The following is a 21,942-nucleotide window of genomic DNA, read 5'->3' as shown; positions in this document are numbered from 1 at the left end:
TCAGAAAAATTAATTTTTTGATTCACATTAGACGAAAAATGTGATATACTTCTAATACGGGATGCTGTTAGGGACAAACAGTCCAATAATAGCATACCTAAAGTGGCTCTACGTTGTATTATTTTTATATTATTAATTAAGGAGGAAAAAATCATGAAAAATCTAATGAATAAATGGAATCAAATGAGCCTAGTAAAAAGAATAATTATAGGTTTAATCATTGGTATTATATTGGCAGTAACGGTTCCACAACAAGCAAAACCAGTTATCATTTTAGGTTCTTTATTTGTGGGAGCTTTGAAAGCGATTGCACCTATATTAGTTTTCTTTTTGGTAATGGGGGCAATATCACAACACAAGAGTGGTCATCAAACCAATATGAAATCAATTATAGTCCTTTATCTTTTAGGAACATTTCTAGCTGGATTTATAGCCGTTGTTGCAAGTTTTATATTCCCAGTAAGCTTAACACTTGCATCCGGAGCTAAGGACGTGACGCCTCCTGGAGGAGTTGCAGAGGTTCTTAAAGCATTATTGATGAACGTTGTGGACAATCCAATAAAAGCACTTTATAGTGCCAATTATATTGGTATACTATCTTGGGCAGTAGTTCTTGGATTTGCTTTAAAAAATGCAGCTGATTCCACAAAAACTATGATTTCTAATTTTTCAGATGCAGTATCCCAAATGGTTAGATGGGTTATAAACTTTGCACCATTAGGAATCATGGGTCTTGTATTTGATGCTATTGCTACAAACGGACTAGGATCATTACTTAGCTATGGAAAATTACTTGCAGTTTTACTTGGTTGTATGTTATTTGTAGCTGTTGTTCTTAATCCAATTATTGTGTATTTAAATATTCGTCAAAACCCATACCCACTTGTGTTTAAGTGCTTAAAGGAAAGTGGAATTACAGCATTCTTTACACGTAGCTCAGCTGCAAACATTCCTGTAAATATGAGCTTATGTGAAAAACTAGGTTTAGATAAGGATACTTATTCTGTATCTATTCCACTAGGCGCTACGATTAATATGGCTGGTGCAGCTGTTACTATTTCTGTTCTGACTTTAGCAGCAGTTAACACTCTTGGTATTCAAGTAGATATACCAACGGCAATAATCCTAAGCGTTCTGTCTGCTGTAGCTGCTTGCGGTGCTTCAGGGGTTGCTGGTGGTTCATTACTACTTATTCCGCTAGCATGTAGCTTGTTCGGTATCCCAAATGACGTTGCTATGCAGGTAGTTGGTGTAGGATTTATCGTAGGTGTTTTACAAGACTCTTGTGAAACAGCACTTAACTCATCTACAGACGCACTTTTTACAGCAACAGCTGAATTTGCTAAGTGGCGTAAAGAAGGAAAAGAAATCAATATCGATTCGGTAGCATAAAAAGAAAAATCATTATTAATAAGTATAGAGCTAAATGATGATGTTGTTATTACATCTATTAAAGTCCTCTATTCGCGGTTTATGGTCTGCGATAGAGGGCTTTCTCTTTTGAATTATATAAATAGAGTTCTTGGCATCATATAGGATGTGAACAAATACATCTAAATTTAAACTATAAAGATTGATGATAAAAGCTTATTTTAGTGTAATTTACACTATCTTCCTATTGTAAATTTATAGTATATTATCCATAGACAATGATTAAAGGGGGCAAATATATGGATAAATTGATAGAAGATAAAATGAAAGAGATTTTATCAGCAAAAGGAATAGATATAAATAAATATTCAAATGGATATGTAAAGCAAAACAATTTAGAGAAAGAACCAACTCCTAGGGCTAATGCATTAAGAGATGTTTTTTATAATACTCTAGCTACTGCAGATATGGAGTTCCCATATTGGTATAACAGGAAGTGGAAGGAACTGGATGGAGAAGTCACAGTAGTAAGAAGAGCCAAAGCTTTAAGAGAAGCCTTTTCTCGTGTTACTCCCAATATTATACCTGGTGAAAAGTTAGTTATGCAGAAAACCCGTCATTACAGAGGATCATTCCCAATGCCATGGCTTAGTGAAAGTTTCTTCGTTGCACAAGGAGATGAGATTTCAAAAGAAGCTTCTAAATCAGTTGGGAGTGCAGCAGACGAATTAAGTCATGTTGGACAAGGCGGTGGAAACGTAACCAAGAGCTTTGGAGAAGTAGTTTCTATTGCTGGTAAGTTTGGCATGAGAAAAGAAGAAATTCCTGCTCTTTTAAAGGTTGCAAATGAATGGGTTGGTAAATCTGTAGAAGATGTAAGCCTTAGATATGAAAAAATGGTACCTGAGTACGATACTAAAGAAAGAATAATGAGAAGTTTAGTATGTATGTTTGACTCAGGCTATACAATACCACAGGGTAGAGAAGTAATTAATTATTACTATCCATTACAGTACGGTTTTGATAAGCTTAAGGAAATAGCAAAAGAATGTAGAGATAAGGTTGCTGGAAATGCAGATGGTGATGGTTTAATAGGTATGGACAGACTTTATTTTTACGAAGCTGTTATTATTACTATAGAAGGGCTTCAGCAGTGGATTCTCAACTATGCTAAACATGCAAGATTTTTAGAGAAGACAGCATTTAATGAACAAGAAAAAAAGGAGTATAACGATATAGCTGAATGTCTAGAGTCTATAGCTCATAATCAACCACGCAGTTTTAGAGAGGCACTCCAGTTGTCATATGCCTTACATATTGCTGTATTAAATGAAGATGTTATATCTGGACTATCTATAGGAAAACTTGGACAAGTATTATATCCTTGGTATGAACAGGATATAGCAAGTGGTAGGTTAACAAAGGAAGAAACGCTTGAGCTTATGGAACTTTATAGAATAAAAATAACTTGTATAGATGTTTTTGCTTCGGCAGGAGTTAATGGTGGAGTATTATCAGGCAACACCTTTAATAACTTATCTCTAGGCGGATTAACAAGGCAAAATCAATCTGCAGCAAATGAATTAGAACTTATAATATTAGAAGCAGGAATGACCTGTCGAACTCCCCAACCGACCTTAACAGTAATGTATGATGAAAAACTTCCGGAAGAGTTCTTAATAAAAGCTACTGAGTGTTGCAAAACTGGAACTGGTTACCCTGCATGGGTTAATAATAGAAATGCAATGGACTTCATGATAAACCAATATGGTTCTGAAGGAATGACTATAGAAGAAGCTAGGGCAGTTTCAATAGGAGGCTGCTTAGAAATATCTCCTTGCTGCTTCAAAACATTAACACTAAACGGTAAGAATTATGAAATTCCAGGAGGTGCTGGTCAACCTACTAGTGTTGGTGTTCACTTTTTAGCCAATCCGAAAATTCTTGAACTAGTTTTAACTAACGGAAAAGACCATAGAACTGGAATGCAAGTTTATCCGCCTCATAATAAGAAACTTGAGAATTTTGATGAATTGGTTGAAACCTTTAAACATTATTATGAAGATACAATACAAATTCTCGCTAAAACCAACAACATCGAACATGATATTTGGAGAAAGCAAAATATGGCTGTAATAAACTCATTTCTTAAACCAGACTCTTTAGATAAGGGGCAGCATATAGGAAATATGGGTTATAGATACAATGGGACTTTTAACGTAGAGACTTGCGGCACTATCACAATGATAAACTCTCTAGCGGCCCTAAAGAGTTTAGTATATGATAGCAATAAGTATACTCTTGAAGAAATGGTAGATGGTATTTTAAATAACTTTGGTTATAAACAGGCATCTGAGATTGGCAATTATTCATTAGCAGAACAGGTAAAGATTGATGGAACTTATAAGTATGACGAGATATACGGGGATTGTCTAAAATCACCTAAATACGGAAATAACGATATTTATGTTGATAGTATTTTAAAAGAGTATGAGGAGTGGCTCGCAGTGGCATGCAGCAAAGCTGAATCCTTATATGGAAAAAAGATGTATCCTTGTCAAATATCTGTTTCAACTCATGGACCACAAGGAGCAGCTACTTTAGCAACACTAGATGGAAGATTAGGTGGAACTACTTATTCTGATGGTTCAGTATCTGCATACCCAGGAACAGATAAGAATGGTTTGTATGCATTATTTGAATCAGCTAATATTTGGGATCATACTACATCACAAAACTCTCAGATGAATCTTAAAATTCATCCAGTTGCGTTAAAAGGTATACAAGGTACAAGAAAGCTATTGGATTTAACTAGGACGTACATGAGAAGAGGTGGTACTCATGTACAGTACAATATTATAGATTCCAATATATTAAAAACTGCACAAAAATCACCAGATGAGTATAGAGATTTATTAGTTCGTGTAGCTGGATTTACACAGTATTGGTGTGAGCTTGGAAAACCTATCCAAGACGAAGTAATATCTAGAACTGAACATGAAGGAGTGTAATAATATGGCATTAAAGCATAATGATTGTTTAAATTTTTCCAGTATAGATGCAACTAAAGGAATATGTAGGTTAACTAAAAAACTAATTAATATAGATACTGAGGTGTGCGGCAAGTTGGAATTAGCTCCTAAATGTAATAATTGTGAGCACTTCCATAATGCTGACGAAAAAGGCATAGGAGTATGCAAAGGTTTATCTAAAGAAGATTGGGTTTATGGTAGCCTTAATGCAATAACTTGTGATGCTCATGGATTTAAAATTGAGGGGTAACGTTGTGGATACTAAAGGAATGATATTTGACATACAGAGTTTTTCAGTTCATGACGGTCCAGGTTGTAGAACTACTGTATTTATGAGCGGATGTCCTCTTAGCTGTAAATGGTGTGCAAATCCTGAAAGTTGGAGCAAGAAACCACATATCATGTTTAGTGAGCTATCTTGTAAATATACAAAAGGCTGCACAACATGCAAGGATTCCTGTGGTAAAGGTGGTCTAAGCTTTGATAAAGAGAATAAACCAATACTAAACTTTAATGTATGTAAGTCCTGTACTACTTTTGAGTGTTCTAAAGCTTGTTATAAAAGTGCCTTAAAGGTTTGTGCTAAAGAATATAATGTTGATGAATTAATGAATATATTAATAAGAGACTCAAATAATTGGAGAAGTAATGGTGGAGTCACCTTTAGCGGTGGAGAGCCATTTGGTCAAAGTGATTTTTTACTTACAATACTTAAAATGTGTAAGGAGAAGGACATCCATACAGCTATAGAAACAACTGCATACACTAATGAGGAGATATTTCTTAATGTAATGAAATATATAGATTTTGCATTTATCGATGTTAAGCACATGGATAGGGAAAAACATAGAGAAAAGACAGGAGTTCATAATGATATAATTAACAAGAATATATCTTTACTTTCAAAATCTAATTGGGCTGGCCGCCTTGTCTTAAGAATGCCAGTAATATGTGGGTTCAATGATGATGATGGAAATATATTGCAGTTAATAAATTTCATGCATTCTAATGAGCTAGTTGAAATAAACATTCTTCCTTTTCATAGACTTGGAGAATCAAAATGGACACAGCTTGGTCAAGAGTATGAGTATGCAGCTGATGGAGATATTAGTGATTATAGGTTAGAGGAACTTCAAAATTTGTTTCTAGAGAATAATATAGTTTGTTATATCGGACATGATACTTTATTCTAGACGATTGTAATCTACTTAGTATAAATTTTATAAAACTAGTAATTCTACTATTGGAATTACTAGTTTTTCCTTTATAATATTAAGTGTATATTTTTTTACAAAGGATGATTGGTTATGGAGCTAGAGAATACCTTTATGTATGACTATGTAAAAGATTATTTAAATGAAATATCTATTGTAAACTATAAAAAGGGACAATACATAACTCGTTCCAATGAAAATCTTGAAGAGATTTTTTTTATATTGGACGGAAAAGTTAAAGTGGAATTTATAACTAAATACGGTAGAAGTTTTTTAGTAGATGAGCTTTCTGAAAATGAATTTGTTGGTAAAATTAGCTATATGTATGATCAAAATTTATTTTGTGATATAACTGCTACAAGTAATGCTTCCCTATTAAAGATAGACAAGAATACTTTTAAAAAGCTACAAAAGAATTCAGAGTTTCTAAAAATATTCCTATTTAAGACTAGCAAGAGAATATATTATATGTATAAAAAGCTTATGATGAAGGATCTATTCAAATTGGAAGAAATATTTGCTTTTTACATTTTAGAGAATTGTGAAAAAGATATATTTAAATTTAAAAGTATGTATAGTCTTTGCAAGACTTTATCTGTTAGTAGAAAAAGTTTATATAACATTGTAAATAAGTTCGTTCATATGAGTTACATAAGGAAGGATGGAAATACAATTATTATTTTAGATAGAGAACGCCTTTTAGATGTTTCTAATTATGTCAGAGAATTCAACGAGAAAGATAGTGATGACTTTAAGTTTAATAAATTATTAAATAAATAGAAACTTTAGGAGATAACAAAACAACTTATCTGATGACAGCCGCTCTAATAGTTCCATAAGGAGAAGTATTAGGGCGGCTACGTAAGCGTCAGGTGCAGTTAAAATTCCATATGATGTTTAGAACTTTATTAATGTTAATAAATTGTTAACGTCTTTAGATAGTACTAATAAGATATAAGGTTACTATAGACAAGTATTGTCACAATAACTTATAATATAACAGGATAATACGAGCATTATGAGGAAAGAGGATTGAAATGGAGAATATTAAAAGTACATTAGTTAATGGTGAATTAGGTATAATAGCATTAGAAAGCTGTAGAGAGCTTGGAGAGAAAGTAAATTATCATATTAGGGCTAAAAGAGACGAAGAAAAGTCATACATAATTAAGACTGAAGACATAAGGTTCTCTAATGGTGAAGGAAAAGTTAAATTAGATGAATCCATTAGAGGAAAAGATGTTTACATTCTTTGTGATGTTGGTAATTATAGTATCCAATATAAGATGTTTGGTTTTATGAATCATATGGGGCCAGATGAGCATTTTCAAGATATTAAGAGAACGATTTCTGCGATTAGAGGAAAAGCAGAGAGAATCACTGTAATTATGCCTTTATTATATGCATCAAGACAACATAGAAGAAAAGGTAGAGAATCTCTTGATTGTGCGATGGCATTACAGGAATTAGAAAGATTAGGAGTACATGAGATAATAACCTTTGATGCCCATGACCCTAATGTTCAAAATGCTATTACGTTGACTTCTTTTGAGAATTTATATCCTACTTATGATATCGTAAAATCATTTATTACAAATGAGAAAGATTTAAAAATAAATAAAAATAATATGATAGTTATAAGCCCTGACACTGGTGCAATGGATAGAGCAATTTACTATTCAAGTGTATTGGGTGTTGATGTGGGATTATTTTATAAAAGAAGAGATCACTCAAGAGTTGTAAATGGTAAAAATCCTATTGTAGAGCATGAATATATGGGAAGAGATGTAGAAGGCTGCAATGTTTTAATTGTCGATGATATGATAGCTTCAGGAGAATCTGTATTTGATATTGCCTTAGAACTCAAGAAACGCAATGTGAAAAATGTTTATGTAGCAGCTACTTTTGCATTCTTTACTGAAGGAATAGAGAAATTTGAGAAGTTCTATAAAGAAGGTATTATAAAAAGAGTTTATTCAACAAATCTTACTTATATTTCTCAGCAGGTAAAAGAAGCTGAATGGTTTAGAGAAGTTGATATGTCATTCTTTATTGCAATGGTTCTAAATAAATTAAATTATAATAAATCCATTTCATCATATTTAGATGCTACTGGAGTTATTGAGGAATTATTAAATAAAAAGTAGAAAAATAAAGGCAAATTAGTATAATAAGCGAATAACAAAATAGTAAATATAAATTTTTGATTCTTAGGTTAGTCCCTTCAGTGTAAATATAAGCTGGAGGGACTTTTAGTTTTTATATTATTGATTAAAAAAGCTAATTAGATTCATTAAATTAATCATTGATATATTAAAATTATAAATATATTTAAAACGAAAGAAATAAGTTAATAAAGAAATAAAAAAAACTTATGCATTTTATAGGTTTATATATTTTAAATTGAAATAAATTCATTCAGATTTTTTAATATTAAAATGAGATAAGTAATTACAGTAATTAAAACATATTTATACATGACTTTCTTACAAAGAGGTAGTGTATTCAAAGGTGAACCGTATTTAAAGTTATTACTTTTTAAATACTACTAGTAAAAAAATCACTTCTATATTGAGATATAAGATTCAAACTTAATAAGTAGATGCATAAAATTCTTTCCTAAAATTTTAGGAAAGAATTTATTTTTTGTTCCCTGAAAAACAAAAGTCGAATTTTGAATAATTGTCGCATTGACACTCTAGAAATTAGTTGTTATAATTTACAAAATAATGAAATTGAGTATTAAATTGAAAAAATAATACATTAACTAATGATATATTAATAATTTTTAATAAAATAATTTTAGAATTCGTAAAATAGCCTTGTATATAAATTTTTGCAATTAGAAAATGTTTACATTATTGTAGCAAGTGCTGTTATCTCAATAAGGGGATTTTTATAATTTTTGTATTATAATATTTAATTTGTTTTAATTCGCTGTCTATAAAAAATAGCAGTATAGACAACGCTTTAAATAAAAATACACTTTAAAAGTTTTTAGTTTTAAAGGGGGGAGTATCTATGACTTTAAGTGTTATCGCAGCATTTACGATTATATTAATCGTTTTAGCGGCAGGAGAATTTGTTTCTACGAAAACTAAGGCTTTTGTTCCATCTGTTTTCGTGTCAGCAGTTTTATTTCTAATAGGGTTTTGGACTTTCATGCCTAAGGACTTAATTGCTAAGGGGTCCTTTGCAGCACCATTAGTTCCTATTTCCATGTATTTACTATTAGTTCATATGGGAACGTTAATGAATCTTAAAGAATTATTAGGGCAGTGGAGATCCGTTATAATTTCATTTGGAGGAATTATAGGCATATGTATTATGACAATGACTACTGGTAAGGTATTGTTTGGATGGCAGACTGTTGTTGTTGCGACTCCACCACTTACAGGAGGAGTTGTAGCATCCATATTGATGGCAAAGGGTGCTGCAGACAAAGGATTACCTACTCTTGCTGTTCTTGCTACATGTATGTATGTAATGCAGGGATTCGTTGGATATCCAATTTCAGCATTTTGTCTTAAGAAAGAGGCAAGGCGTGTACTTGGATTATATAAGAATGGTGGTAAGGATACAAAATTAGCAAAAACTGAAACTGCTTCAGCAGCTGAAGCACCAAGAAAAAAACTTATACCACCGCTTCCAGAGCAATATCAAACTCCATATATAATACTTTTGAAATTAGGATTTGTAGGATGGATTGCTTCAAAACTGGGTTCAATTACACATATTAATGAGTTTGTTATTTGTTTAATTTTAGGTGTTATTTTCTGTGAAATTGGATTTTTAGAGGAAAAAGCTTTAAACAAGGCTAATGCCTTTGGATTCCTTATGACAGTTCTTATGGGATATATTTTTGCTAATCTTTCACAAGCTACTCCAGCAATGTTAAAGCAAATAGTGGTGCCTTTATTTGGAATCATAATTTTAGGCGTAATAGGTATGTATATTATGGCTCTAATTTTAGGAAAGCTATTAGGCTTCTCAAAAGAAATGGCATTTGCCTCAACTTTAACGGCATTATATGGTTTTCCTGCTGATTATATTTTGACTCACGAAGCAATTAAATCGGTATGCGAGACTGACGATGAAAAGGAACATGTAATTGGGGATATGCTTCCTAAAATGCTTGTATCTGGATTTACTACAGTTACGATAGCATCAGTTATTATAGCTGGATTCTTCGTGAAATTACTATAATCTTTCTTAGGAATATATGTAAAGATAAATTCAATACATCTATTTGGACTGTATTATAGTAATGCTTAATATTTGTATCACTATAATATAGTCTTAAATTACTTATTAGGAGGAAGAAAAATATGAAAACTAAGCTTCTAAGAATTAAAAATGATATTGAACAATTATCAAAATTCAATTCATCACCTGATAAAGGACTTACTAGGTTTTCATTCACTAAAGAAGATAGGGATGCTAGGAATTACATAAAGAATGAGATGAAAGAGGCAGGACTTAAGGTCTATGAAGATGCAGCGGGAACAATCTTTGGAAGACTGCAGGGTGAAATTGAGGAGGGGCCAGTTGTCATGCTTGGATCCCATTATGACTCAGTAAAAAATGGTGGTAACTTTGATGGACCTGCAGGAATTGCTATGGCCCTTGAGATTGCTAGAGCTTTTAAAGAGAATAATGTTAAACCTAAATACTCTGTTGAATTTATCGCAATGATCGAAGAAGAAGGCGGAAGATTCGGTGGTGGATTATTTGGCAGCAGGGCTATGACAGGAAGGGTAACTCGTGAATCTTTAGGTGAATTTAAAGATAAAGAGGGTATATCTATTGCAGAAGCAATGAAGAGCTTCGGATTTGATCCAGATGAAATACACAAAGCTGAAAGAAAAAGAGAAAATATAAGAGCATTTATAGAACTTCATATTGAACAGGGACCAGTTTTAGAAAAAAGCAATATTGATATTGGAATAGTGGATCATATCGTTGGGATAGAAGAAATAGAAGTAATAATAAAAGGAAGACCAGACCATGCTGGCACAACGCCTATGAATATGAGAGCTAATGCGCTTGATGCCGCTGCACCTGTCATTGGAAAAGTAAGTGAATTTGCAATTGAAGCAGGCGAAGGCACAGTAGCCACTATTGGTATTTTAAATTTAAAACCAGGAGCCGCAAATATTGTGCCTAGTGAGGTTACATTTACTGTTGATATAAGATCTAAAAAAGAAGAGTGTAAAAAACAGGTACACAATAAAATTGTTGCTTTATTAAAACAAACCACTGCTAAGGCAAATTGCAGTTTAGAAATTATACAAAAACTTGATGTGCCACCAGTTAAATTGGATGAACGAATAGTTGAAGATTTCACAAGAATTTGTGATGAACTAGGGTTTAAGAAGAAAACTATGATTAGTGGAGCAGGTCATGATGCCATGATTATTGCATCCATTGCAAAGGTTGGATTAATTTTTGTACCTAGTAGAGATGGAAGAAGTCATTGTCCTGAAGAATGGACAGATTATGAGGATCTTCAAAAAGGTATTGAATTAGCATATCACGAGATTTTAAATCTTTGTAAGTAAACATGTAAAAAATATTATTAGGGGGACATAAAAAATGGGGATAAAAGAATTAGCTAAAAAATATAAAGAATATGTTATTGACTTAAGAAGAGAGTTTCACAGATATCCTGAAGCTAGCTTAAACGAATTTAAGACAAGTGAAAAGATCAAAGAAGAGTTAGATAAGATTGGTGTACCTTGTGAAATTGTTGGAGAAACGGGAGTTGTTGCAGATATTAGGGGTAAGAAATCAGGGAAGACAGTTCTGTTAAGAGCTGATATAGATGGATTATCCGTTACAGAATTGAATGAGTGTGAGTTTAAATCTCAAAATGAAGGTTTTATGCATGCTTGTGGGCATGATTGTCATATATCAATGCTTTTAGGTGCTGCCATGATATTAAATGATATTAAGGACGAACTTAATGGTACAGTAAGATTAGTATTTCAACCTGCTGAAGAAGTTGCCGAAGGAGCTAAAAAAATGATAGAGGCTGGAGTACTTGATGGTGTAGGGGGAGTATTCGGAATGCATATATGGAGTAATATCCAATATGGTTCTGTATGCGTACAAGAGGGTCCGTTAATGGCCTCGGCAGACTTTTTCACAATTAAAGTTAAAGGAAAAGGTGGGCATGGTTCAGCTCCTCATCAAGGTGTTGATGCTGCTGTGGCTTCTTCTGCAATTGTTATGAATTTACAGTCTGTGGTAAGCAGAGAATTAAACCCACTTGACTCCGCAGTTGTAAGCATAGGGTCTATTAATGCTGGTACGAGATTTAATGTTATTGCTAGTGAAGGTGTTTTGGAAGGAACAACTAGATGTTTTAATCCTGAAATAAGAGATAATTTCCCTGCGATTCTTAAAAGAATTGCACAGGATACCGCAGCAACTTTTAGGGCGGAAGCTGAATTAGAATATGGTTTAGGAACAGCTGTTGTAATTAATGATGGAAAAAGTTCAAAGAGAGCAGAAAAATCTGTAGAGAAAATTGGTGCAAAGACTATAGTAATTGAAAAAATTACAGGTGGAGAAGATTTTTCAGAATATATAAACAGGGTGCCAGGTATATTAGCATTATTAGGTACTAGGAATGAAGCTAAAGGTGCATGCTATCCTCAACATCATCCTAAATATACTGTTGATGAGGACTCTCTTGAAATTGGTTCTGCACTGTATGCGCAATATGCACAAGATTTTTTAAATGAATAATAAATAAAGAACTATAAGCGAGTCTTAATTAGGAAGATTTGCTTATAGTTCTTTATTTTTACGAAATTTTACTTTAATAGCTATCATTTACTTCTATAAAAATATAATACATAATATTAGATAGGAGAATTAATTATTGAGAGGAATTAAATATGAATTTAAACAAAAAATTTATAACTATTGGATTAGTACTTTTGATATTTTCGTGGGCGGGAAATGTTTTTTTCTATGAGAAGCATGCCCTTAAAGAGCCAATATTTGTTAGGCACTATTATGAGGTTGAAAGTAGAATGAGTGTTATTCGCCTTTATTATATTCAAAATATTAATTCACAGGAACAGGTTGAAAGTATTATATTTCCAGAAATGGGACAAGAATATGCAATCTTAACTGATAACAATATAAATAGTGACAACCGCTATTATAAACTTAAATGTATATCTATAGACCTTCATGACGGAAATGAAAATAAAGTTCCTGATAATCTTAAAAATAAAATTATTACAAAGGCTACAGTTACTTTTACCAATGGAAAAGTTATTAGTGAAGATATAGGTAAGATATATCTTTATGCTAATAATTCAAATGAATCTAATTTGATTGGTGAGGGTGGTACTTTGAGCATAGATACTGGCTTTTATATGCTTAAAGCTATTAAGGATACAAAAGTTACAGGTTTAAATATAAAACTTTTCAATATTGTTGAAGATGCTATATCAATAAGAATTAACGAAAAACCATTAAAGGATATTAAATTTCCATTAGAATTGAAAAATGGTGACAATTTAAAAGTTAGTTATGCATTCAAATTTAAAAAAGATGATATTAGAAGGAATAACGCATATAACTTTCCTATAGAAATTCTTACAGAAGATGCAGAGGGAACGAAGGGCAACAATCTATGCATTATGAATTATTGGATTCAATCTCCAGGTGAATATGATGTTCAATCACTTAGAATAGATAGGAGGTAGGAGAATGTATGCTTCAAGCTATAATAAATTATTTTTGGCTATGATATTTATAACTTTTGATATAAATCTTGGACTAATCAACATTTTGCCTAATTTTATAGGATATATGTTAATTTACTCAGCTTTAGATCAACTTAAGCTACAGCACGAGATCTACGAGAAAGGCAAGATACCTTCAATAATATTAACTATTCTTACTGTAAAAGATATGGTTCATTTCAATAATAATAATTTGTTACCAGGACAGTTTATGACACCAAATCTTTGGTTGATGGCATTAGACTCAGTAGTTTATATCATAAATATTTATTTAATATATGTGTTATGTAAAGGGATATATCTATTGGGTTTACAGAGGGGACTGTCGGAATTAAAAGATAGTGCTAAAAATCGCTGGATAGCTTTTCTAGCAGCATCTACTGTTTATGTATTTTATATACCCTTTTCTCTAAACCTGACTCTACAACTTAAAAGTATTGTGATAATTCTTGCATTTATTAATGCAATGGCTGAAATATCGATTATATTTTTATTTAAAAAGTCAAAAGTTCAGTTGGAATCATAAGCATTTTCCCAAATTAAAGGTGAGCAAGTACTAAAGTAACTTGTTCATCTTTAGTTTCGTAGAATAAATAATTTTAATTGTTTTATATAAATGATGGAATTTGATATGAATTTCATTTTGTCATTTTACTGGAACTTTGTCGCAATTTTAATAAATTTCCATATCATAATATTAAGGAGGAATTTCTTAAATTAAGTAAGTTTATCGTAATAATTTTTATTTGACTGATTTTAATATGCTATGTGAATAAATTACCATAAAAGGAGCAACTAAATGGTTGTATAGAACATATGAAAATATGTTCTATTTAATAAATAAAGCTCCCTACATTCGTAAAGAGTGTAGAGTGGTGAATACAAAGTCATCCAAAACTCCTTTAATTGCTGGGAGTCCCTAAAGCTAGCTAAACCACAACGTAGATATGAAATAAAATCAGGCGTGAAGGTGACGAAAGTAGAAAAAATTAGTTAGATCGCATAAGGTTAAATCCTAAGTGCCAAAAATAATGGGTAATCAGCAGGTAAGACCCGAAAAGGGTAAACTTCAACGACTAGAGAGTAATCTCGTACCTTATAAGCTATTGATAAGGGAAATGGGGAGCATCCTTTTTGGATGATGATATAGTCTGTGCTTATATGAAAGTATAAGAAGTTCATAAGAGAACTGCTTAGTAGTAGCGAACTAAGTGAACAATCTAAAATTTATACGTTTGTATATATTTTTAGTATCAGGAAATAAATATATGGCAAGAAAGTCGCATCACTCTAAAAGTAGCCGTGCATTTGTTGAGAAACCAGAAAGTGGAGATATTGAGACACGTGAATTGGAATTTGATGAGACAGTTAAACAGGCAGTAGAAGGATTAAATATTGACGAGCATTGCATGGAAATTGCAAAATGCCGCGATGAATCAAAATGTCATGATGAATCAAAAGATGAGTGCTGTCCTAAGTGTGTAACAATTTGCGGTAAACCTGGACCTAGAGGACCGCAAGGACCACAAGGACCACAGGGAGAACCAGGAGCAATAGGACCAACGGGTCCGACAGGGCCACAAGGAGAGCCAGGAGCAATAGGACCAACAGGACCGCAAGGACCACAAGGGGAACCAGGAGCAGTAGGAGCAACAGGGCCTCAAGGAGAACGAGGACCACGAGGACCACAGGGAGAACGGGGACCACGAGGACCGCAAGGAGAACCAGGAGCAATAGGGCCAACAGGACCAGCAGGGCCACAAGGACCACAAGGAAATGCTGGAGATAGAGGGCCAAAAGGAGATAGAGGGCCAAAGGGAGATACTGGCGAAAGAGGACCAAAAGGAGAACAAGGAGAGCAAGGATGCCCAGGACCAAGGGGACCAAAAGGTGAGCAAGGAGAGCAAGGCTGTCCAGGACCAAGAGGACCTAAGGGAGAGCAAGGTTGTCCTGGACCAAGAGGACCAAAGGGAGAACAAGGATGCCCAGGACCAAGGGGACCACAAGGATGCCCAGGACCAAGAGGACCAAAAGGTGAGGCAGGCTGCCCAGGACCTAGAGGACCACAAGGTTGTCCTGGACCGAGAGGACCACAAGGAGAGCGAGGCTGTCCGGGACCTAGAGGGCCACAAGGGGAGCAAGGCTGTCCAGGACCAAGAGGACCTAAAGGCGAGCAAGGACCACAGGGACAACCAGGGAGTGCGGTTCAATGCGCATGCACTGATCAGATGAGATATGTACTAAGGCAGATAATTGATAAATTACCAGGGACAACTATATTACTTAACTATGGGGATAAAGGTTCTGTAACAGGAATACCAACTAAACTTTCAAGTACCGGTATATTATTGCTAAAAGATTGTTCAGGAGTTGAAACGCATATAATTAACATTTGCAAAATAGTATCAATAACTCTTACTGATAAATCCTTCTTTAACTCTAATGGATCACTTAAAATATGCTTCCTTCCATCTCCATCACCATTGCCAGAAGGTTGTGAGGCTGAATGTGAATCTGAAATGAGGAGAATATTAAAATCTATGATTCAATGCAAAGAAAGAGTAAGTATAGTAGCAGGCGGGAATCTTTTAGGCCCAGATAGGGTGACAGATGTTGCCTACGGAATAGCTGTACTAGGAAAATGCACAGTAGTCTCTACTTGCAGCATACAAGAAATTATAGTAGAAAGAAATTAGACGAAATAAGACTTGAATAAGATGGAGTTTCAACTCCATCTTATTCTTATGTATACTGCCAAAAGTTTTAAGTCTTCCTGCATGCAGGATAAAGTTTCAGACAGCTATTACAATGGTATTGAGTTATGAATGAATTAGCTTGGTAATAAGGAATGAAATCTTTAGCTATTTTTTGCGTTCATGCGTTCATCAGTATAAAATCTAATAGACTTATATAGAAAGTTTAAAAATTAAAGATGAGCAAATACTGAAGTATCTCGCTTATCTAGTGAAAAATTATTTAAAACATTTAATATACTCTATCGCCGTTAAATATTGAGTTTTTAACGACCACGTAATTTACATTACGAATCGCATCTAACTTAGTTCCTCCTGCATATGAAATGGAGGATTGAAGATCTTGCTCCATTTCAATCAAGGTATCTTGTAAAGAACCTTTGTGCTCCACAAACATTTTTTTGCCTTCCACATTTTTCTTTTCACCTTTTTGAAATTCAGAAGCCGAGCCAAAGTATTCTTTATAGAGTTTTCCGTCCTTCTCAATTGTTTCTCCAGGAGACTCTTCGTGTCCAGCAAATAATGAACCTATCATAACCATAGATGCACCAAATCTAATTGATTTAGCTATATCTCCATGTGTACGAATGCCTCCGTCTGCAATTATTGGCTTACTTGCAGCCTTTGCACACCAACGTAGTGCGGCTAATTGCCAACCGCCAGTTCCAAATCCAGTTTTAATTTTAGTGATACAAACCTTTCCTGGACCAATGCCTACTTTTGTCGCATCTGCACCAGCATATTCTAGTTCTCTCACTGCTTCCGGGGTTCCAACATTCCCTGCAATAACAAAGCTATGAGGTAAATGTTTCTTAATATACTGAATCATCTCTATCACTGCATTAGAATGACCATGTGCGATATCAATGGTGATATATTCAGGGGAGAGATGTTCATCAGATAATTGATCAATGAATCTGTATTCTTCATCTTTGACTCCAACACTAATAGATGCGAATAATCCACGTGATTTCATATCTTTAATAAAAGATAGTCGCTTCTCTGGTTCAAAACGATGCATAATATAGAAGTATCCGTTTTTTGCTAAGTAAATTGAAATCTTTTCGTCAATAATAGTCTGCATATTTGCTGGTACCACAGGCAACTTGAATGTATGCCCACCTAAGGTTACAGATGTATCACATTCAGATCGACTGCGTACCACACATTTTGCTGGGACCAATTGAATATCTTCATAATCAAACACATTTTCCATAGGTTACACCTCTAAACATAAATATTAAAATTTAATTAAATAAAGACTTTCGTATATTTGACAATGTATATAGTCTTTATTAGTATGTCAAAGTTTTTTAGTATTTATTAAATATGGGAATGATATTTTTTATAGCTCTAGAGTGTTTGTGAAGGAAGAAGAGTTGAGATTGACATAATTATCAGCATCATTTGATAAAAATGCTATAATTAGTTTGACGTTGTTCAAATACCAATTATAACTTAACAAATTTCTTGTATATGCATCTAGAAAATTATATAATGTTTTACAAGAAGAAATATTTTCTAGCAATAAGGAGAGATAAATTATGGCTAAAAATAAACCAGCTTTTCAGTCAAATAACAGTAAATTTGCTAATAGTCAGGAATCCTCTAAGGGCAACAACAAGACTGCTGCACCAGCACCTAAAAAAGCAATAAGAGGTAATAGTAGAGGAAAATAAGAATAAAAAATAATTAAAGCCAATCTCTAATTTTAAGAGAGATTGGCTTTAATTTAAGTACTGATAATTAACAGATTAATTTTATTACTGCAACTACTTGAAAATGAGCTTACACCTGATAAATCCTATATGTCTAATTCTCTTCTAGGTATCTTAAGCTTTATAGATCTCTCTATTTCTTGTAAGCCACCTTTATCTTTTGGATCTATAAATAGACAAGTATAGCCAGTTTCTCCAGCTCTTCCTGTTCTGCCAATGCGATGTATATATGACTCCACACTTTCAGGAATATCATAATTGTATATATGGCTGACTCCACTTATATCTAACCCTCTAGCGGCCACATCTGTAGCTATTAAATATTGAATATCTGCATTTCTAAAGGATTTCATTATTCTTTCACGTTTTGACTGGATTATATCACTATGCAGTTTTTCGCAATTATATCCACGCTTATGTAGTGCCATCTCAAGATCATCTACTCTTCTTTTTGTTCTGCAAAATATCATAGCCATAAATGGTCTATCCTGATCCAAAACGCTACATAAGGCATGTTGTTTTCTTCTGTCCGTAGTTTCAACAACATGCTGTTTAATACTGCTAAGTGTAACTTCCTCTTTTTTTACAGTAACTATTAAAGGATCATTCATATATCTATATGCTAATTTTTTAACTTCAGAATTCATAGTTGCAGAAAAACATAATGTCTGACGTTTTTTACTGGTTTCTTTTATAATAGCTTCAACATCATTTTTAAATCCCATTAATAACATTTGATCAGCTTCATCTAGTACTAAGGTTTTTAATTTGCTAAGATCTACTGTTTTTCTATCAAGATGATCTAAAAGTCTGCCTGGAGTTGCAATAATTAGATGAATATTTCCTTTTAGCTTTTTTAGCTGAGAACCTATATCTTTGCCGCCATATGCTGCTAATATATTTATCTCTTTAGCCTCATTAAGTTTCATAGCCTGTTCAGTTATTTGAATAGCTAGTTCTCTTGTAGGAGTTATAATCAATGCTTGAATTGCATTGATTTTAGGTGATATATTCTCAAAAATAGGAATTAAAAAAGCAAGCGTTTTTCCCGTACCGGTTTGAGCCTCCGCTATAACATCTCTTCCTTCTTTAATATGTCTGATACTATCTTGTTGAATTGCTGTTGGTTTAGTAATACCTGTGTGCTTTAATATCTTTATTATATCTTCGTTTATTCCTAATTCATAAAAATCCATTTTTTCAAACCTTTCGTTGTTAATTTATATTTTTGTTTAACTAAGTAAATCGATGACATCATTTTATTATAATGAGTACTAATAATATTACAATACAGCGATTTGCAGAAGCTATTAACAGTAGTATTATATATCAGAGAAGTAAATATTAATATAGTTTATTGATTAATATAGAGTTGAATTTTTGAATTATGAGTTTTAAAAGTTGAAAGAGCAAATGGAAATCTCAAATTTTTGTTATGAACTCAGAGGTTTTTTGTTACTAAAAATATGAGGATACAACTCTAGAAATGTTTTATTATTTGATTTGTTTTGATATAATGTAAAATGTTGGTTGAGTAATACAAAATAAGTGTTATAATTTTTTTTATTAGTTAAGATAAAGTGGTAAAAAATGTAAGTTTAAATGCTATATAGGAGGATGTTGTTATGGCAATTTTTGAAGATTTTATGAAACTAGATATTAGGGTTGGAGAAATTACTGAAGTTGAGTTTTTTGAAAAAGCGAAAAAACCTGCTTACAAATTGTGGGTTGATTTTGGTGATGAAATAGGCATAAAAAAATCGAGTGCACAAATTACTGATTGTTACAAAAAAGAAGAACTTATTGGCAAGCAAGTTTTAGGCGTGGTAAACTTTCCACCAAGACAAATTGCGGATTTTAAGTCCGAGGTATTAGTACTAGGAATTTATGCTTCACAGGGGGTAGTATTAATTCAACCTGAACAGACTGTTAAAAAAGGTGATAAATTAGGTTAATGCATAAATTCTGTATTAGTGTCACAATTTATCAAAAGGTACAGAAAGTAATCGTCTGTACCTTTTTAAGTATTAATTAAAAGGCTTTAATTGTTTATTAGTGTATTAAACAATAGTCACAACAGTACCTACTGGAACTAAATTAAATACTTCAATTACATCTTTGTTAAACATTCTAATACATCCATGTGAAACAGGTCCCCCTATAGAGTGAGGATTATTAGTACCGTGTATTCCAACGCCTGGTGAGCTTAACCCCATCCACCTTGCTCCATAGGGTCCGCCAGGATTAATCTGTTTATTTATTATTCTAAATACCCCTTTAGGAGTAGGTGTAGAGCCTTTACCGACTGCCACCGGATAAGTCTTATATAATTTTCCATTCTTATATAAAGTAAGTCTAAGAGAAGATCTGTTGATTTTAATGCTATACGCAGCACGAGGTGAACGAGAAAATAATTCATTTACATAAGGACAATAACACATGGAAACCTCCAAAAATAATTAATATACATTATAATATTAATTGTTTTAGAATTAGGTGAATGTAATCATAATCATTTAAATATTTAGGTTTATTTCATTAAAGATGAAGGAACTTAAGCTGTCTATCAGTTACAATTTAAAGCATTTAAGTGTATTCGGCAATTTCAAAATGTAGGATTGAACAGTACTTACAGGATCATAATTATAAAAATAACAGTATAATTATATTTTTTAAAAGCTATGCCTTATTTACTCTTTTCCATTCTCGCCACTACTCTATGCCATAAATGCTTCTCCAAGAAACTTCCATCTACATTTTCCTCCATGTCCAGAAACATCTTGTAAGGAACAGAAAATGACAGCATATCAGGTTCTACCATAGGACGCACTGTAACATCAATCAACCCTACTACTGCTCTTGGGTTTTCCTTCTTAGCTTCATCGTAGGGAAGAAGGAAAACAGACTGACATCCTGAGGCAAACGGTATTATTACATTTTCATAGCCTGGTCTATAATAGTTTGCAAGTACTGTAAGTGCTGATAATTGATCTGTATTAACATAAAACATAATTATTTCAGGTTTTTCTTTAGTAATATCAACTTGTGACAAAGGCTTAAATATGACATATTCATATGGAATATCAGTTATTGGTAAACACTTAACAAAGTCATCACCTAGTTCTGGATTTTTCATATATCCTTCCCCTTCAAATTTACCTTCTTTACCAACTGTCAAAAAATATTCAATTCCATTTGGATAATTAGGAAATTGTCCAAACCCAAATCCAGCTTTGCCACCACTACATGTTACAGTTTTGCGTTCAAAAACTGATGTTTTTCCTTTTGCTGCAGCAATAAATAATGGAATAGTGCAGCTCCGCTGACCTTCTTTCCCTTGAAGTGCTCTTTCAGGCTTTTCATTGCTAAGCAAAGCAGCTACTGGTTCATAATTCAAACCTAAACTTTTAACTAAAGAACTTTCCATACTATTTCCCTCACTTTCTTTAACTATAATGTTATAAATAACTTATATAGATTTATCATTTTAGTTGTCCTGGCAACCAAAATGATAAAAAACTATTTAAGATTATCATACATTTGATTTAACAGTTTTTTCATTTCTACGACTTTATGCTTTTCTATTCCTTTTGTTACCTCATCTAGTAATTGCTCAACTTTAGGAATTAATTCATCTCTTAATGCCCAGCCACGATTAGTCAAAAAGATTTGAAAAGCTCTTTTATCTACGGGATGAGGCTTTCGAACAATCAGTTCTTTAATTTGTAACTTTTCAAGAATACGATTAGTATTTGGTTTATCTTTGTAGATGATATCTGCCAACTCTTTAGGAGTAACACCTTCTTTCACCCATAAGCAGTTAAGTACAGACCATTGCTCTGGCGTAACGTCATATTCCTTGAATCGTTGAAACAATTCATTTTTGAATTTTGTATTCGTCCTATTTAGAATAAATCCCAATGAATCATCTAAATTAAATTCCATCTATATCACCACCTTGGTTGTCACGACAACTATATTGTACACCTATAAGAACTATCAATCAATATGTGTGTTGGATTTAACTTTCATCGAAACTCGTCAAATAAGTTAGTTATACTTTAATGCATCATTCAATCAAAGACCAT

The 21,942-nt window shown here is 32.9% G+C and carries 19 protein-coding genes; 14 read left to right on the top strand and 5 right to left on the bottom strand.

Annotated features, from left to right (window positions below; translation table 11 throughout):
• Positions 1 to 153: 153 nt before the first annotated feature.
• The 12 genes from sstT to AC0N0V_RS13385 all read left to right on the top strand — a co-directional run bounded on the left by sstT (position 154) and on the right by AC0N0V_RS13385 (position 16,079).
• Positions 154 to 1,392 (top strand): serine/threonine transporter SstT, encoded by a 1,239-nt coding sequence (sstT, locus tag AC0N0V_RS13440; protein WP_474458517.1) that lies wholly within the window; start codon positions 154 to 156, stop codon positions 1,390 to 1,392.
• A 278-nt stretch (positions 1,393 to 1,670) separates the two neighbouring features.
• Positions 1,671 to 4,382: a 4-hydroxyphenylacetate decarboxylase large subunit gene (gene hpdB, locus AC0N0V_RS13435; RefSeq protein WP_474458515.1), complete on the top strand. Its 2,712-nt coding sequence runs from the start codon at positions 1,671 to 1,673 to the stop codon at positions 4,380 to 4,382.
• A gap of 4 nt (positions 4,383 to 4,386) precedes the next feature.
• Entirely contained in the window at positions 4,387 to 4,653 is a 267-nt protein-coding gene (gene hpdC / locus AC0N0V_RS13430) for a 4-hydroxyphenylacetate decarboxylase small subunit (protein ID WP_474458513.1), read from the top strand.
• 4 nt (positions 4,654 to 4,657) lie between these two features.
• Positions 4,658 to 5,596, top strand: a complete 939-nt coding sequence (gene hpdA / locus AC0N0V_RS13425) for a 4-hydroxyphenylacetate decarboxylase activase (protein WP_474458512.1) — start codon at positions 4,658 to 4,660, stop codon at positions 5,594 to 5,596.
• 114 nt (positions 5,597 to 5,710) lie between these two features.
• The gene (locus AC0N0V_RS13420; protein WP_474458510.1) at positions 5,711 to 6,397 is read left to right on the top strand and encodes a Crp/Fnr family transcriptional regulator; all 687 of its coding nucleotides are present in this window, start codon (positions 5,711 to 5,713) and stop codon (positions 6,395 to 6,397) included.
• 257 nt (positions 6,398 to 6,654) lie between these two features.
• Entirely contained in the window at positions 6,655 to 7,764 is a 1,110-nt protein-coding gene (locus AC0N0V_RS13415; protein WP_474458508.1) for a ribose-phosphate pyrophosphokinase, read from the top strand.
• An 874-nt stretch (positions 7,765 to 8,638) separates the two neighbouring features.
• Positions 8,639 to 9,823 (top strand): hypothetical protein, encoded by a 1,185-nt coding sequence (locus AC0N0V_RS13410; protein WP_474458506.1) that lies wholly within the window; start codon positions 8,639 to 8,641, stop codon positions 9,821 to 9,823.
• Positions 9,824 to 9,945: 122 nt separating this feature from the next.
• On the top strand, positions 9,946 to 11,178 hold the full coding sequence (locus AC0N0V_RS13405; protein ID WP_474458504.1) for an allantoate amidohydrolase: 1,233 nt from the start codon (positions 9,946 to 9,948) through the stop codon (positions 11,176 to 11,178).
• A 34-nt stretch (positions 11,179 to 11,212) separates the two neighbouring features.
• Positions 11,213 to 12,370, top strand: a complete 1,158-nt coding sequence (locus tag AC0N0V_RS13400; protein ID WP_474458503.1) for a M20 family metallopeptidase — start codon at positions 11,213 to 11,215, stop codon at positions 12,368 to 12,370.
• Between the two features lie 152 nt (positions 12,371 to 12,522).
• Complete coding sequence (locus AC0N0V_RS13395) at positions 12,523 to 13,344, top strand: hypothetical protein (protein WP_474458501.1); 822 nt, start codon at positions 12,523 to 12,525, stop codon at positions 13,342 to 13,344.
• Positions 13,345 to 13,348: 4 nt separating this feature from the next.
• Positions 13,349 to 13,909, top strand: a complete 561-nt coding sequence (locus tag AC0N0V_RS13390) for a hypothetical protein (RefSeq protein WP_474458499.1) — start codon at positions 13,349 to 13,351, stop codon at positions 13,907 to 13,909.
• Positions 13,910 to 14,651: 742 nt separating this feature from the next.
• The gene (locus AC0N0V_RS13385; RefSeq protein WP_474458497.1) at positions 14,652 to 16,079 is read left to right on the top strand and encodes a collagen-like domain-containing protein; all 1,428 of its coding nucleotides are present in this window, start codon (positions 14,652 to 14,654) and stop codon (positions 16,077 to 16,079) included.
• 289 nt (positions 16,080 to 16,368) lie between these two features.
• Here AC0N0V_RS13385 and guaC read toward each other — a convergent pair whose 3' ends face one another.
• On the bottom strand, positions 16,369 to 17,352 hold the full coding sequence (guaC, locus tag AC0N0V_RS13380) for a GMP reductase (protein ID WP_474458495.1): 984 nt from the start codon (positions 17,350 to 17,352) through the stop codon (positions 16,369 to 16,371).
• Positions 17,353 to 17,680: 328 nt separating this feature from the next.
• Between guaC and AC0N0V_RS13375 the strand changes: the two genes are divergently transcribed.
• The gene (locus AC0N0V_RS13375; RefSeq protein WP_474458493.1) at positions 17,681 to 17,815 is read left to right on the top strand and encodes a hypothetical protein; all 135 of its coding nucleotides are present in this window, start codon (positions 17,681 to 17,683) and stop codon (positions 17,813 to 17,815) included.
• Positions 17,816 to 17,940: 125 nt separating this feature from the next.
• Here the strand turns inward: AC0N0V_RS13375 and AC0N0V_RS13370 are convergent, their stop codons facing one another.
• Entirely contained in the window at positions 17,941 to 19,050 is a 1,110-nt protein-coding gene (locus tag AC0N0V_RS13370) for a DEAD/DEAH box helicase (RefSeq protein WP_474458491.1), read from the bottom strand.
• Positions 19,051 to 19,479: 429 nt separating this feature from the next.
• On the opposite strand from AC0N0V_RS13370, the gene AC0N0V_RS13365 reads away from it, so the two are divergent.
• The gene (locus AC0N0V_RS13365) at positions 19,480 to 19,809 is read left to right on the top strand and encodes a tRNA-binding protein (RefSeq protein ID WP_474458489.1); all 330 of its coding nucleotides are present in this window, start codon (positions 19,480 to 19,482) and stop codon (positions 19,807 to 19,809) included.
• 105 nt (positions 19,810 to 19,914) lie between these two features.
• Here the strand turns inward: AC0N0V_RS13365 and AC0N0V_RS13360 are convergent, their stop codons facing one another.
• The 3 genes from AC0N0V_RS13360 to AC0N0V_RS13350 form a co-directional block, all read right to left on the bottom strand.
• Positions 19,915 to 20,295, bottom strand: a complete 381-nt coding sequence (locus AC0N0V_RS13360; RefSeq protein ID WP_474458487.1) for a L,D-transpeptidase — start codon at positions 20,293 to 20,295, stop codon at positions 19,915 to 19,917.
• A 245-nt stretch (positions 20,296 to 20,540) separates the two neighbouring features.
• The gene (locus AC0N0V_RS13355; protein WP_474458485.1) at positions 20,541 to 21,281 is read right to left on the bottom strand and encodes a DUF169 domain-containing protein; all 741 of its coding nucleotides are present in this window, start codon (positions 21,279 to 21,281) and stop codon (positions 20,541 to 20,543) included.
• A 92-nt stretch (positions 21,282 to 21,373) separates the two neighbouring features.
• On the bottom strand, positions 21,374 to 21,799 hold the full coding sequence (locus tag AC0N0V_RS13350; protein ID WP_474458483.1) for a MarR family winged helix-turn-helix transcriptional regulator: 426 nt from the start codon (positions 21,797 to 21,799) through the stop codon (positions 21,374 to 21,376).
• Positions 21,800 to 21,942: the final 143 nt, after the last annotated feature.

This window comes from Clostridium sp. CS1-1, from assembly GCF_056135525.1.
This window is presented reverse-complemented; position numbering and strand designations above follow the sequence as displayed.